This window comes from Poseidonibacter parvus, from assembly GCF_001956695.1.
GTDB classification, from domain to species: domain Bacteria; phylum Campylobacterota; class Campylobacteria; order Campylobacterales; family Arcobacteraceae; genus Poseidonibacter; species Poseidonibacter parvus.
On record NZ_CP019070.1, the window covers coordinates 2,148,283 to 2,161,278 of the forward strand.

The 12,996-nt window shown below is 29.7% G+C and carries 14 protein-coding genes; 1 reads left to right on the plus strand and 13 read right to left on the minus strand.

Annotation, left to right across the window (positions count from 1 at the left end; translation table 11 throughout):
* Positions 1-17: 17 nt before the first annotated feature.
* The 9 genes from atpD to LPB137_RS10565 all read right to left on the minus strand — a co-directional run bounded on the left by atpD (position 18) and on the right by LPB137_RS10565 (position 7,769).
* Positions 18-1,412 carry a F0F1 ATP synthase subunit beta gene (atpD, locus tag LPB137_RS10525; RefSeq protein WP_076087798.1) on the minus strand — a complete coding sequence of 465 codons (1,395 nt, stop codon included), beginning with the start codon at positions 1,410-1,412 and terminating at the stop codon, positions 18-20.
* A gap of 18 nt (positions 1,413-1,430) precedes the next feature.
* Positions 1,431-2,315 carry an ATP synthase F1 subunit gamma gene (atpG, locus tag LPB137_RS10530; protein WP_076087800.1) on the minus strand — a complete coding sequence of 295 codons (885 nt, stop codon included), beginning with the start codon at positions 2,313-2,315 and terminating at the stop codon, positions 1,431-1,433.
* Positions 2,316-2,325: 10 nt separating this feature from the next.
* Positions 2,326-3,843, minus strand: coding sequence for a F0F1 ATP synthase subunit alpha (atpA, locus tag LPB137_RS10535; protein ID WP_076087802.1), 1,518 nt, complete (start codon positions 3,841-3,843; stop codon positions 2,326-2,328).
* Between the two features lie 22 nt (positions 3,844-3,865).
* Positions 3,866-4,396, minus strand: a complete 531-nt coding sequence (locus tag LPB137_RS10540; RefSeq protein WP_076087805.1) for a F0F1 ATP synthase subunit delta — start codon at positions 4,394-4,396, stop codon at positions 3,866-3,868.
* A 1-nt stretch (position 4,397) separates the two neighbouring features.
* The gene (locus tag LPB137_RS10545; RefSeq protein ID WP_076087807.1) at positions 4,398-4,913 is read right to left on the minus strand and encodes a F0F1 ATP synthase subunit B; all 516 of its coding nucleotides are present in this window, start codon (positions 4,911-4,913) and stop codon (positions 4,398-4,400) included.
* Positions 4,914-4,928: 15 nt separating this feature from the next.
* Complete coding sequence (locus LPB137_RS10550; protein ID WP_076087809.1) at positions 4,929-5,351, minus strand: F0F1 ATP synthase subunit B family protein; 423 nt, start codon at positions 5,349-5,351, stop codon at positions 4,929-4,931.
* 116 nt (positions 5,352-5,467) lie between these two features.
* Positions 5,468-6,325 carry a ParB/RepB/Spo0J family partition protein gene (locus LPB137_RS10555; protein WP_076087812.1) on the minus strand — a complete coding sequence of 286 codons (858 nt, stop codon included), beginning with the start codon at positions 6,323-6,325 and terminating at the stop codon, positions 5,468-5,470.
* Between the two features lie 35 nt (positions 6,326-6,360).
* A complete protein-coding gene (locus LPB137_RS10560) occupies positions 6,361-7,137 on the minus strand; it encodes a ParA family protein (protein ID WP_076087814.1) in 777 nt (258 codons plus the stop codon).
* On the minus strand, positions 7,134-7,769 hold the full coding sequence (locus LPB137_RS10565) for a biotin--[acetyl-CoA-carboxylase] ligase (RefSeq protein WP_076089345.1): 636 nt from the start codon (positions 7,767-7,769) through the stop codon (positions 7,134-7,136). The genes LPB137_RS10560 and LPB137_RS10565 overlap by 4 nt, the downstream gene beginning before the upstream one ends.
* A 64-nt stretch (positions 7,770-7,833) precedes the next feature.
* Here LPB137_RS10565 and LPB137_RS10570 point away from each other — a divergent pair, with 64 nt between their 5' ends.
* A complete protein-coding gene (locus LPB137_RS10570) occupies positions 7,834-8,727 on the plus strand; it encodes an AEC family transporter (protein WP_076087816.1) in 894 nt (297 codons plus the stop codon).
* A gap of 1 nt (position 8,728) precedes the next feature.
* On the opposite strand, the gene LPB137_RS10575 is transcribed toward LPB137_RS10570, so the two are convergent.
* The 4 genes from LPB137_RS10575 to obgE are packed head-to-tail and all read right to left on the minus strand — an operon-like array spanning position 8,729 to position 12,939.
* Positions 8,729-10,105, minus strand: a complete 1,377-nt coding sequence (locus tag LPB137_RS10575; RefSeq protein WP_076087818.1) for a sensor histidine kinase — start codon at positions 10,103-10,105, stop codon at positions 8,729-8,731.
* Between the two features lie 39 nt (positions 10,106-10,144).
* Positions 10,145-11,065 carry a methionyl-tRNA formyltransferase gene (fmt, locus tag LPB137_RS10580; RefSeq protein WP_076087821.1) on the minus strand — a complete coding sequence of 307 codons (921 nt, stop codon included), beginning with the start codon at positions 11,063-11,065 and terminating at the stop codon, positions 10,145-10,147.
* 15 nt (positions 11,066-11,080) lie between these two features.
* On the minus strand, positions 11,081-11,851 hold the full coding sequence (gene proB, locus LPB137_RS10585; protein ID WP_076087823.1) for a glutamate 5-kinase: 771 nt from the start codon (positions 11,849-11,851) through the stop codon (positions 11,081-11,083).
* Complete coding sequence (gene obgE, locus LPB137_RS10590) at positions 11,851-12,939, minus strand: GTPase ObgE (RefSeq protein ID WP_076087826.1); 1,089 nt, start codon at positions 12,937-12,939, stop codon at positions 11,851-11,853. The genes proB and obgE overlap by 1 nt, the downstream gene beginning before the upstream one ends.
* Between the last annotated feature and the right edge of the window lie 57 nt (positions 12,940-12,996).

A 12,996-nucleotide genomic window follows, 5' to 3' on the forward strand; every position in this document is an offset into this window, starting at 1 on the left:
TATGCCTTAATGGTTAATTATTTTAAGCTTTCAGCTTTAGCTAAAACTTCGTCGATTCCACCAACCATATAGAATGCCATTTCTGGGATATCATCGTATTTACCTTCTAAGATTCCTTGGAATCCAGCAATAGTATCTTTTAATTCAACATATTTACCTGGTGAACCTGTGAATACTTCTGCAACGAAGAATGGTTGAGATAAATATCTCTCAATTTTTCTAGCTCTAGAAACAACAAGTTTGTCAGCTTCAGATAATTCATCCATACCAAGAATTGCAATAATATCTTGTAAATCTTTGTATTTTTGAAGAACTGATTGAACACCTCTTGCAGTATCGTAATGCTCTTGTCCTAAAACTTCTGCACTTAAAATTCTTGATGTAGAATCTAATGGATCAACTGCTGGGTAAATACCTTTTTCAGCAATTTTTCTGTTAAGTACTGTAGTTGCATCTAAGTGAGCAAAAACAGAAGCAGGAGCTGGATCTGTTAAGTCATCCGCAGGAACATATACAGCTTGTACAGATGTAATTGAACCTTTATTAGTAGATGTAATTCTTTCTTGTAATTTACCCATTTCTGAAGCAAGTGTTGGTTGGTAACCAACAGCTGAAGGAATTCTACCTAATAATGCTGACATCTCAGAACCTGATTGTGCAAATCTAAAGATATTATCAACGAACATTAATACGTCAAGACCTTGTTCATCTCTGAAGTATTCTGCCATTGTAAGACCAGTTAATGCAATTCTATTTCTTGCTCCTGGAGGCTCACTCATTTGACCATAACATAATGCAACTTTGTCCAGTACGTTAGAATCTTTCATTTCGAAGTAAAGGTCATTACCTTCTCTTGTTCTTTCACCAACACCTGCGAATACTGAGTATCCTGAATGTTTGAAAGCAACGTTATGGATTAATTCCATGATAATAACTGTTTTACCAACACCGGCACCACCGAACAGTCCAACTTTTCCACCTTTTGAATAAGGAGCTAATAAATCAACAACCTTGATTCCAGTTTCAAACATTTCTGTTTTAGTTGATTGCTCTTCAAATGCAGGAGCGTCTCTGTGAATAGACCATCTTGGAGTATCTTCAGCAACAGCAGCACCCTCATCAACAGGGTCTCCAATTACGTTAAAGATTCTTCCTAATACAGCTTCACCAACAGGAACCTTAATAGGACCTCCTGTTGCGTTACATTCTTGACCTCTAGTTAAACCTTCAGTCATATCCATTGCAATAGTTCTTACTCTACTATCACCAATGTGTGCAGCAACTTCTAATACTAATCTGTCAGCATTAGCGTCTGCTAATACTACGTCAATAGCTTCATTTATTTCTGGTAGGTATCCGTCGAATTCTACATCAACAACAGGACCCATTACCTGAATAACTTTACCTTTCATACGCGATGCTCCTTTAAATTATTTTAATGATTCTACACCAGAGATAATTTCGATTAACTCTGTTGTAATTGCAGCTTGTCTAGCTTTGTTATATTCTACTGTTAAAGAATCAACTTTCTCTTTTGCATTTTTAGTTGCAGCTTCCATTGCTTGCATTCTTGCAGAATGTTCAGCAGCTAAAGAGTCAATAAGAGCGTAATACATATTGAAATCAATATATTTACCTGTTAATTCATTTAATACTTCTTCATCATCATCTGGTTCAATATTTAACATAGAACTTGCTTCACTTAAATCCGCATTTTCTAAGCTAATTGGTAACAATTCTCTAACTCTAATTTCTTGAGTTAGCATGTTTAAGAATCCATTATAAACAACTACTACTTTATCAGTAGTACCATTATTAAAGTCTTCTACAACATCATTAATAAAATCTGCTGCTCTATCGTACTCAGGAGCTGAAGATAAATCTGAAACTGATTGATGTAAATCTACACCTTGGAAGTTAAAGTAATCAACACCTTTTCTTCCAGCAGCTCTTAATCTAACTGTTGTTCCTTTTGCACTATATTCATCCATCATTTTACTAACAGTCTTAATTGTTGCCATATTAAAACCACCACAAAGTCCTTTGTCAGCAGTTACAAAAACAATATCCACTGTTTTTGGATTATCGTTGGCGATAAATGCTTTACCGATGTTTCCGTCGTCTTGAACTTTGCTAACTCTAGTAGCGATATCAGAAAGAACATCATTTATCTTACCTGCATAACTTTTCGCTTGATCAGACAGTTGTCTAGTTCGAGTAAGTTTTGCAGAAGATACAAGCTTCATAGCTTTAGTTGTCTTCTGAGTGTTTTTCACACTACCAATTTGTAATTTAATCTCTTTTAAGTTAGCCATTAACTAATCCTTAGTTTGCACTAAATACAGTTTTAAATTCTTCTAATGCAGCTTTTAATTCTGCTTCAGTTTCATCGTCTAATTTTTTCTTAGATTTAATTGCATCTAAAATATTAGTATATTTTTGTTCAAAGAATGCATGTAATTCAGCTTCGAATCTAACAACGTCACCAACAGCAACATCATTTAAATAACCTTTTACACCAGCATAAAGAATAACAATTTGTTTTTGAATTACTAAAGGAGCACTAACACCTTGCTTTAATACTTCAACCATTCTTTGACCAAGCTCAAGCTCTTTTCTTGTAGCTTCATCAAGATCTGATGCAAACTGTGCGAATGCTTCAAGCTCTCTAAATTGTGCTAAAGATAATTTTAAAGTACCAGCAACTTGCTTAGTAGCTTTAATTTGTGCAGCTCCACCAACTCTAGATACTGATAAACCAACATTAATTGCAGGTCTAATTCCTGAGTTAAACAGGTTAGTTTCTAAGAAGATTTGTCCATCAGTAATTGAAATTACGTTTGTTGGAATATATGCAGCAACATCCCCTGCTTGTGTTTCAATGATTGGTAATGCAGTCATAGACCCAGCACCATTTTCATCTGACATTTTAGCAGCTCTCTCAAGTAATCTTGAGTGTAGGTAGAATACATCCCCTGGGAATGCTTCTCGACCTGGAGGTCTTCTTAATAATAATGACATTTCTCTATATGCAACGGCATGTTTAGTTAAATCATCATATACGATTAACGCATGTTGACCATTATCTCTAAAGTACTCACCAATTGTAACACCTGTATATGGTGCTAAGAATTGTAATGCAGAAGAATCAGCAGCGCCAGCATTTACAATAGTAGTATATTCCATTGCTCCAGCTTCTTCTAATGTTCTAACAACTGTTGCAACAGTTGATGCTTTTTGTCCGATTGCTACATAAATACATTGAACATTCTCACCTTTTTGGTTAAGAATAGTATCAATAGCAACTGTAGTTTTACCAGTTTGTCTATCACCAATAATAAGTTCTCTTTGCCCTCTTCCGATTGGAACAAGTGCATCAATTGCTTTAATACCAGTTTGTAATGGTTCATGAACTGATTTTCTAGCCATGATTCCTGGTGCTTTTTCTTCAACTAATTTAGTATCAGTTGCTTCAATAGCACCTTTACCATCAATTGGTTCACCAAGAGCATTAACAACTCTACCAGCCATTGCAGGACCTACAGGAGTAGATAATAAAGAACCAAGTCTTTTACAAGAACTTCCTTCTCTTAAACCATTACCTTTTCCAAGAACAACAACACCAACAGAAGATTCTTCTAAGTTTAATGTAAGACCTTTGTCTCCATTTTCAAACTCAACAATCTCTCCAGCCATAACATTTTTTAGACCGTAAACTTGAGCAACACCATCTGCATAAGAGATGATTTTACCAGTTTCATTTACATCTACGTTTAATTCAAAGTTATCAATTCTTTCTTTTATGATCGAACTGATTTCATCAGCTTGAATTTTTGTACCCATTCAATTTCTCCTTTGTTAAGTTCTAAACTGCTTGTAGAATATGATCAATCATTTGCGTTTTTAATCTTTCTTTAGAGAAAGAAATTTCAACACCTAATCCATCAATATCTACTTTGATACCATCATAATCACAAACATTTTGTGATAACGATAATTTAACATCAAATTTTTTACTAAATTGTTTTTCAATTGAAGAAACGTAATCTTTCGATAATTCTTCGTTTGTGTAAACAACTCCAACATAAGTATTATTCATTTTTGCAATTTGAACATTAAGTTCTGATGCGATAAATGGTAATATTTCTAGTCTTCTTTTTTCACCAAGTAAGTTGATGAAGTTTGTTAAAGTTTGATCAGCTTTTTTCACTAATGAAATTACTAATTCAACTTTTTTACTATCATTAACTTCAGGTGAAGAAATAATTGAGTTAAATTTTTCATTAGAAAATGCTGAAGAAATACTATTAAGATTATTACTAATTACAGCAATACTCTTAGCATCTCTTCCGTCAACTAATGCTTTAACATATTTTTTTGCTACTAAATCATTCATATTAAGCTACCTTCTTTAAAACAATATTTACTAACTCATCTTGAGATAATTTAATATTGTCAGATTTTAATAACTCTTCAAGAACTTCTGCAACAACTTCTCTTTTCGCTTTTGATGTTTCAACTTTAATCATTTCTTCAAGATTTCTCTCTAAGTTAGTGATATCAGAATTAACAGCTGCAGATACTTTTTCTTTTACAGAATCAATATCAGCTTTAGCGTTTTCTACAATTTCAGCTGCAAGTTTATTTGCATCTTCTAATTGTTTTTTAGCCGCATTTACTTTATCTTCAGAAGCTTTTAAAGTATCTTGTACTTTGTCAAGTTCTGCTTGAATAGATAAAGATCTATCGGCGAAAAATGCTTTAACTTTATCGGCAAGTAAATACCATAAAATTCCAGCAAATATAATAAAGTTAACGGTTCTTTGAACAATATCTGTTTCTACCGCACCTTCGCTACTTGCAAATAATGCAAGAGGAGCTAAAGCTAATCCAAGTAATACAATTCTTTTCATATATCCATTTCCCTTTTAAATTGAGCTAAGCTTAGCTTTTAGGCTCTCATTAAATTGAGGCATTGTAGATACTAAAGAATCTCTTAGAGCTTTAGTTTCATCTTGTAAGTTTTTAGCAAATTCTTCAGATTTTGCTTCTAAATTAGATTTAGCACTCGCAAGTTTTGCATCAGCACTCTCTTTGGCTTCCTTATAGGCTTGTTCCCTAATAGCAGTTGCTTCTTTTTTTGCTTGGGCAATCGCATTGTTTGCTTCTGCAATCATTCCATCAACGTTCGCACCGTTTGATTTTGCATCTTCTAAATCTTTAGAAATAGAAGCTGATCTATCATCCATGTGCTTAAGTAATGGCTTGAATAAACAGCTGTTTAGTCTAGCAAGAACTAATAGAAAGATAACACCAGAGCTAAGCAATAATACAGGACTTATGTCTAACATTCATTCCTCCATATTTTTTACAGTTTAGTTTAACTAAAACTCATATATTTTAGCAAAGTTAACTATAAAATTATATTAAAAGAAAAAATTAGATTGATAATTTTTAGATTTTGTTACTATTGTAACTTAAAGTAAGAAGAAATTTTTTCTATATCTTCTTGTGAGTTGATTTCAATTTTAAAATAATTCTTCTCAGCCTTGACTTTTAGGTCACTTGACTGTAGTTGTGTTAGTAAGTTTGATAAAGGTTTGAAATCAAAATCTGAAGACTTTTTACTTGTTTTAACTTTAGGATTAATCTTTTCTTTTAAGTCTTTTACAAGCTTTTCAGTTTCTCTAACTGACAGTTTTTGTCCAATTATTGAATCACATACCATTTTTTGTTCATTGTCACTCAAACCTAACATAATTTTAGCATGACCTGCTGAAATTTTATTACTTGCAAGTGATTGTTGAACATAAGAGCTTAATTGTAATAATCTTAGAGTATTTGTAATTGATGTTCTACTTTTAAACACTTTTTTTGATAATTCTTCGTGTGTAAGATTATGTTCGTTAATTAATTGTGCATATGAATATGCTAATTCAATTATATTTAAGTCATCTCTTTGAATATTTTCAATTAAAGCTAATTCTCTTAATTTTAAAGTATCAATATCTAAAACAATAGATTTTACTGTTTGTAAGTTAGCTAATTTATGTGCTCTTAATCTTCTTTCACCAGAAATTAGAGTAAAAGTATCATCTTCATTTTGTATTACACTTATAGGTTGTAATAATCCATGCTCAACAATTGAAGAGCTTAATTCTTGTAGTTTTTCTTCATCAAAGATTTTTCTAGGTTGATTTGGATTAGCTTGTATTAAAGAAAGGTCTAAATCTACAACTTTTGAATTATAATCATCTGTATTATTGCTTTCGTAAGCTGATTCAACTTCACCTAATAATTCTCCTAATCCTCTACCTAATGCCATAAGTTTTCCTAGTTATAATATATATTTTGTGTAAATTATGCAGTAATTGCACGTGCAAGATTTGTATATGCTTTAGTACCACTAGCACTTGCGTCATATAACATAATTGGTTTTCCAAAACTTGGACTTTCTGCAAGTTTAATATTTCTTGGAATTACTACATAAGAACTTTCATCAATTTTGAATAATTTATTTTCAAAATGTTGTGCTAAATCTGCAAATACTTGCTTTGACAAGTTATTTTGAGATGAGTACATTGTAGGAAGAAAACCTCTAATTAAAAGGCCTTTATTAATTGTTTGTTTTACTAATTTAATAGTACTTAATAATTGTGCTAAACCTTCAAGTGCAAAGAATTCACATTGAATTGGTATTAGTACTGAATTTGAAGCACTTAATGTATTAATAGTAATAGGACCTAGTGCTGGTGGTGAATCAATAATAATGTAATCAAAATCTTTTTTTATTGGGTCGATTTTTCTTTTTAAAACTAATTCTCGCTCTTTAGTATTTTTGTAAAACTCTTTTTCAATTCCAACTAATCCAATATTTGAAGGAGCAACTTTTAAGTTTTCAATTTCTGAATCTAAAATAATTTCATTTAACTCTTTAGTTCCTAACATTACATGATAGATATTGTATTCATAAGTATCTCTATGGAAACCTAAAGATGTTGTAGCATTAGCTTGTGGGTCAGCATCAATTAATAATACTCTTTTACCTTCTATTGCTAATGCAGCACTTAAATTAACAGCAGTAGTAGTTTTCCCTACTCCGCCTTTTTGATTAGCTATTGCTATTATCTCTGTCATCTTAAACTAAATACCTTTTTATTGTTAACTTGGATAGAACCATCATCATTTAATAAAGCGTTTTCAAGTGAAACTTTTTCATCACCAACGCTAGCTTGGAACTTTCGACTATTTTGAAATTCTATCTTAAATTCACTAAAAATTTGCTTCCATGAATCTTTTAGTTTTAATTTATTAAAGTAACTTTTTAAAATATTATCGCTAGTTATAGAAATATCAAGTTTTCCAAATTCTTCATTTACATTTATTAAATTTAATCCTATTCCACAATAAATTAAATCATTTGAAACTGTTGTAATTGTACCACCAATTTTTTTATCACTAATATAAAAGTCATTTGGCCATTTAAGCCAAACTTCTGAACCTATAGTTTTTAAAATGTCTTTTAAAATAAATGAAAAATATATTGAGGCACTTTGTATTGGTAAATCTTTTGGTAATTCATTTTTATTTAAAACAAAAGAGAAAAATAAATTTCCTTTTGTTCCTGTCCAAGAATTTCCACGACTTCCAATACCATTAGTCTGATAATCACTTGTTATACAAATAGCTTCGCTATATCCATTTGTTTTTATATAATCTTTTAAATATGTATGTGTTGAATCAACTTCGTCTAGTTTTATTATTTTCATAATCGAAGTATACATAATTACTTTACAAGATTATATTAAATATAATCTTTTTAAAAAGGTCATTATGTTAGATCCAGTTTTACCAATTGCTATATATCTTTTATTAGGATATTTATTCAAAATTATATATCATGATAATTCAAAACAATTAATTGAATTTGTAATATATTTTTCACTTCCTGCAATTGTATTTTCCAAAATATATCCATTAACTTTAGATGCAAAAATATTTGGTCTTATTATTATGTTTATTGGATTTATACTTTTTAACTTAGCACTTGCATATTTCATTGGTAGAATGATGAAATTAAATAAACTTTTACTTGCTACGTTTATGATTATGGCTACTTTCGGAAATACATCTTTTATTGGTTTTTCTTATATTGATGCCTTTTATGGACAAGACTTTATTGTTTATGGATTAATTTATGATTTATTTGGTTCTTTTTTACTTTTAGTTTCTTTGGGTATGTTTATAATTACTTGGGGAAGTGGAAGAAAAAACGATACAAAATCTATATTTAAAAGTGTATTTTTATTTCCACCAAGTTTAATGTTTTTTATTACAATACTTGCTAAAAACTTTGAAGTTCCAAATTTTATGCTTTTAACAAGCCAAACATTAGGAGCAACTTTAGTTCCAATTGCTATGATTGCAATTGGTATGAAACTTGAACTTAAACATATTTTTGTCAAATTTCATATAGTTTCAATGGCTATGATTTTAAAAATGGTGATTGTTCCAATTATTATACTAATTGGGTTTCAGATTTTTTATGGTATTAATGAAACTTGGGTTAAAGTTACAATAATTGAAGTTGCAATGCCACCAATGACTATGGCAACTGTTTTAGCAATTAAAGGTGGATTAGATGAGAAAGTTGCAATTAACTCCTTAGTACTTGGAGTTTTATTAAGTTTATTTACAATTACAGCATATACAACTTATTTAGGCTAATTTAGCCTGGTAAGTTTATTGTAAAAAATGCTCCAAAATAATGTTTATCTCTATAAACAAACTCTTTATTTTTTACACATAAAGAACCTTTCATATGTTTTTCAATAATGAGTTTTGTTAAATATAATCCAACTCCAGAAGCTTCTTTCTTTTTATTTGAAGAATAATGCTCTTCAAAAATACTCTTTTTGAAAGAAGAATCTACACCTCTTCCATTATCTTTTATATGTAAAGTGATTTGATTATTCTCTTCTTCAAATAAATCTATAAATATATATCTTTGCTCTGACATTGGAACTTTTGTTATTAAAGTATCTTTAGCATTTGTTAACAAGTTTAAAATACATTGTGTAAATTCATTCTTTAAACCATAAATATATAAACTACTATCTAAATTCATTACAACATTGATATCATTAATTGTTATTTCAGTTTCTGCTATTTCAATACTTTTTTTAATCGAATCTGCTATGTTAAAATTTTCATCCATTGTATCTACGTTATAAAAGTCTCTAAAATCGTCTATAGTTTTGGATAATACTTTTGTTGTATCAACAATTTGTCTTAGTTGAGTAATATCCCTTTTAATATCAGGTTCACCAACTTCTAAATTAATTGAAACTCCACTTGCCAGTGTTGAAATAGTAGAAAGTGGTTGTCTCCATTGATGTGCAATATTACCAATCATCTCACCCATTGAAGCCATTTTTGATTGATGAAAAATAATTGCAGATTTATTTTGATTTTCAATGATTTTTTCTTCAATTCTTCTTTCTAGTTCTTCATTTGATTGCTCTAGTTTTTTATTTAGTTCTTGAAGTTTTAATACGTCATCTTGTGCTTTGGAAACTGACAAGGAAATAAAAGCACTAATAGTTGAAATCACTTCTTTATCTTTAACAGTAAAAATAGAATATCTATCATTTTCTTTTTTATTTAATAGTTGAACCACACCAATAACTTTTTGATTAATAGGGTGTATTAAGGGAACTGAAATAGTAGAATGAGTTTTATAATTGAATTTTTTGTCAAACTCTTTTGCACCAATAAACTCATATTCAGGAGCATCGTAAACATCATCAATCATAATAATTTTTTTTGTTAAAAATGAATCGACAGCTAAGTATTTGTCTTTTTCATCTAAAGAGAGTTTATATTCATTTGTAGAGTGATAGAATCTATAAATATTTTCATAAGACAAGGCATCATTTTGGAAAACATGAAACTTAAGATAGTTTTTATCTTTTATATAAATTGTTCCAGCTTCAGCTTGGAGTAATTCTCTAGTATACTTAAGTATTTCGTGCAACAATACATCTAGATCACTTATATTAAACAAACTTATATCATATATATGTTTTAAATCATCACTAGCCATAGTCCCAACTTTAATAATTTTTAGTCATGATATCATAAGTTATTTTAAAGTATCACCTTTTTCTAATCTTTGCCCTCTTATATAAATAGATGAATCTAATACTTTCTTTGATGGGGCTTGTAGTGTTTTTATTTTTATACTTCCCTTTTTACATCCAATTAAAATAAAATTATCATCAATTTCTAAAATAGTTCCTTCTTTATTATTTGAAGTATTTTCAATCAATTCAATATCTTTAAGTTTTAATCCAGAAGAGAGAAACACTCCTGGCCAATATGAATATGCTTTATATTTTAAAAATAAACTTTTTGCGGATTTAAAATCAACTAAACCATCATCTTTTTTTATTTTTTTACAAAAGCTTACTTCACTTTCATTTTGTTTTTTAGGATTTATATTTTCAAAATTATCTAAAGTTGTAATAGTTAATTTTGCAGCAATATCAGATAATGAATCAAAGGCTTGTGCAACTTCCATTGTAGGAGTGATTTTTAAATATTGCCAAGCTAAAATATCACCTGAATCTAAACCTTCTTCCATAAACATAGATGTAACACCTGTAAAATAATCATCATTTAAAAGTGATTCTTGAATTGGAGAGGCACCTCTATATTTTGGAAGAAGAGATGCATGAAGATTAATACAAGGTGCAATATCTAAAATTTCTTTTGGTAATATTTGACCATAAGCTGCAACAATTATAAAATCAGGATTTAATTTTTTAATATCAGATGCAGCTTCCTCATTTCCTCTTAGTTTCTCTGGTTGAAAAATTGGAAAATCTAAATCTTTATCAAGACAAAATTGTTTAATATGAGGTGCAGTTAGAACTTGTTTTCGTCCAACTGGTTTATCAGGTTGAGTAAAAAGACCTACTATTTCATAAGGGCTATTTAATAATTCTTCAAAAATTCTTGTCGCATAATCAGGAGTTCCCATAAAAAGTATTTTTTTACTCATAAGCTTACCTTTATTTTATTTATTTGATTGAAAGATTGTTCCACTTTTATGATTATCATAAAGTAAGAAATCATATGCATTTTTTAAATCAAAACCAGATGTTAAGTACATTGGTTTATTTCGTTTCATTAAAAAACTTGCTGCTTTTAATTTTGTAACAATTCCACCTGTTGCAAATTCTGAATTAGGAGTATGTTTCATTTGAAGTTCTTCTTCATCAATTTCATTTACAAATTTTAACATTTTTGCATCAGGGTTCTCATGAGGATTTGAATTATAAAAACCATCAATATCACTTAATATTGCTAACATATCTGCATCAAAAAAGAAAGCTGCATGTGCTGCCATTTGGTCATTATCACCAAATAATAGCTCATCATTTGCAATTACATCATTTTCATTTATTATTGGAACTACATCATTTTGAAGTAATATTTCCATAACTTCTTTTGCATTTTGCGAACGTTTTCTTGAGTCAAAATCTTCTGCAACTAAAAGTATTTGAGCACAAGTCATATTATATTCTGCAAATCTTTTTTTATAATACTTCATTAATAATGGTTGCCCAATTGCAGCAAGAGCTTGCCTATTTGAAATGTTTGTTCTATCTAAGTTTAATTTTGTATTTCCAGCAGCAACTGCTCCTGAAGATACTAAAATTACTTGAAGGTTTTTTTCCTGTTTAAGCTTAGCTATAAAATCAACTAGATTATTTAGTCTATTAATAGCTAAATCAGTACCTTCTCTAAGTACTGCACTACCAACTTTTATAACCAAACGTTTCACTATTTTTGCTCCAATAAATTGTAAAGTGCAAAAGTAATAGATTTTGTATTTTTTCTAGTAACAGAAGAAATTGGTAATACAAAAAATGGTTTAGAATTATCAAATCTTGAATAAGTTAAATCTTGAACATAATATGGATACTCTTTTTCAAATCCAAATTCGTTAGAAGATGAACATTCTAATCCAATATCAGTAATAAATTGTTTAATATCAGCTTCTAAATCTTCACCATAATATCCATCAATTTTACTCAATGCAATTGCATAATTTCTTCCAGCTAACTCACCAGAGAATTTTGAAACTTCTTCTTTTAAAACATTATATTGATCAATCATAGTTCTATAATTAGCAACATCAACCATAAATAGTAAAGTTTTTGTTCTTTCAATATGTTTTAAGAACTCTAGTCCTAAACCTCTACCATCTGCCGCTCCATCAATAATTCCTGGAATATCAGCCATAACAAAAGAGTTATAATCTCCAACTTCAACAACACCTAATTTTGGTGTTAAAGTTGTGAATTCATAATTTGCAATTTCTGGGTTTGCATTTGATGTAGTTGAAATTAATGTTGATTTTCCAACATTTGGATATCCAACAAGTCCAACATCTGCAATTAATTTTAACTCTAATCTAATATTTTTACTAAGACCTGGAAGACCTGGTTGAAAATATGTTGGTCTTTGGTTTCTTGAATTTTTAAAGTGAACATTTCCAAGTCCACCTTTTCCACCTTCAAGAATTTTTACTTTTTGGCCTTCTGTTACTAAATCAAGTAAAATTTCACCTGAATCATCATCAATAACTTGAGTTCCTGGAGGTACAATTAATACAAGCTCATCCGCAGACTTTCCAGTCATTCTTGATGCCATTCCTTGCTTTCCATTATCAGCTTTGAAAACTTTTCTACCTTTATAGTTAGATAATGTATCAGTATTAGAATCTACTAAAAAGTAAACATCTCCACCTTTTCCACCATCTCCACCATCAGGACCACCTTTAACAACAAATTTTTCTCTTCTAAAAGATGAACAACCTTGTCCACCTTTTCCAGAATAAACTACAAATCTAGCACTATCTATAAACATTTTAACCTCACTTTTGTGAAAAATAAAAAATCAACTCTATATTAACTTTTTATTTTC

Excerpts from the sequence above, each read along its gene's own strand:
- atpD (WP_076087798.1), bottom strand. The coding sequence starts at position 1,412 with ATGAAAGGTAAAGTTATTCAGGTAATGGGTCCTGTTGTTGATGTAGAA.
- atpG (WP_076087800.1), bottom strand. The coding sequence starts at position 2,315 with ATGGCTAACTTAAAAGAGATTAAATTACAAATTGGTAGTGTGAAAAAC.
- atpA (WP_076087802.1), bottom strand. The coding sequence starts at position 3,843 with ATGGGTACAAAAATTCAAGCTGATGAAATCAGTTCGATCATAAAAGAA.
- LPB137_RS10540 (WP_076087805.1), bottom strand. The coding sequence starts at position 4,396 with ATGAATGATTTAGTAGCAAAAAAATATGTTAAAGCATTAGTTGACGGA.
- LPB137_RS10545 (WP_076087807.1), bottom strand. The coding sequence starts at position 4,913 with ATGAAAAGAATTGTATTACTTGGATTAGCTTTAGCTCCTCTTGCATTA.
- LPB137_RS10550 (WP_076087809.1), bottom strand. The coding sequence starts at position 5,351 with ATGTTAGACATAAGTCCTGTATTATTGCTTAGCTCTGGTGTTATCTTT.
- LPB137_RS10555 (WP_076087812.1), bottom strand. The coding sequence starts at position 6,325 with ATGGCATTAGGTAGAGGATTAGGAGAATTATTAGGTGAAGTTGAATCA.
- LPB137_RS10560 (WP_076087814.1), bottom strand. The coding sequence starts at position 7,137 with ATGACAGAGATAATAGCAATAGCTAATCAAAAAGGCGGAGTAGGGAAA.
- LPB137_RS10565 (WP_076089345.1), bottom strand. The coding sequence starts at position 7,769 with ATGAAAATAATAAAACTAGACGAAGTTGATTCAACACATACATATTTA.
- LPB137_RS10570 (WP_076087816.1), top strand. The coding sequence starts at position 7,834 with ATGTTAGATCCAGTTTTACCAATTGCTATATATCTTTTATTAGGATAT.
- LPB137_RS10575 (WP_076087818.1), bottom strand. The coding sequence starts at position 10,105 with ATGGCTAGTGATGATTTAAAACATATATATGATATAAGTTTGTTTAAT.
- fmt (WP_076087821.1), bottom strand. The coding sequence starts at position 11,065 with ATGAGTAAAAAAATACTTTTTATGGGAACTCCTGATTATGCGACAAGA.
- obgE (WP_076087826.1), bottom strand. The coding sequence starts at position 12,939 with ATGTTTATAGATAGTGCTAGATTTGTAGTTTATTCTGGAAAAGGTGGA.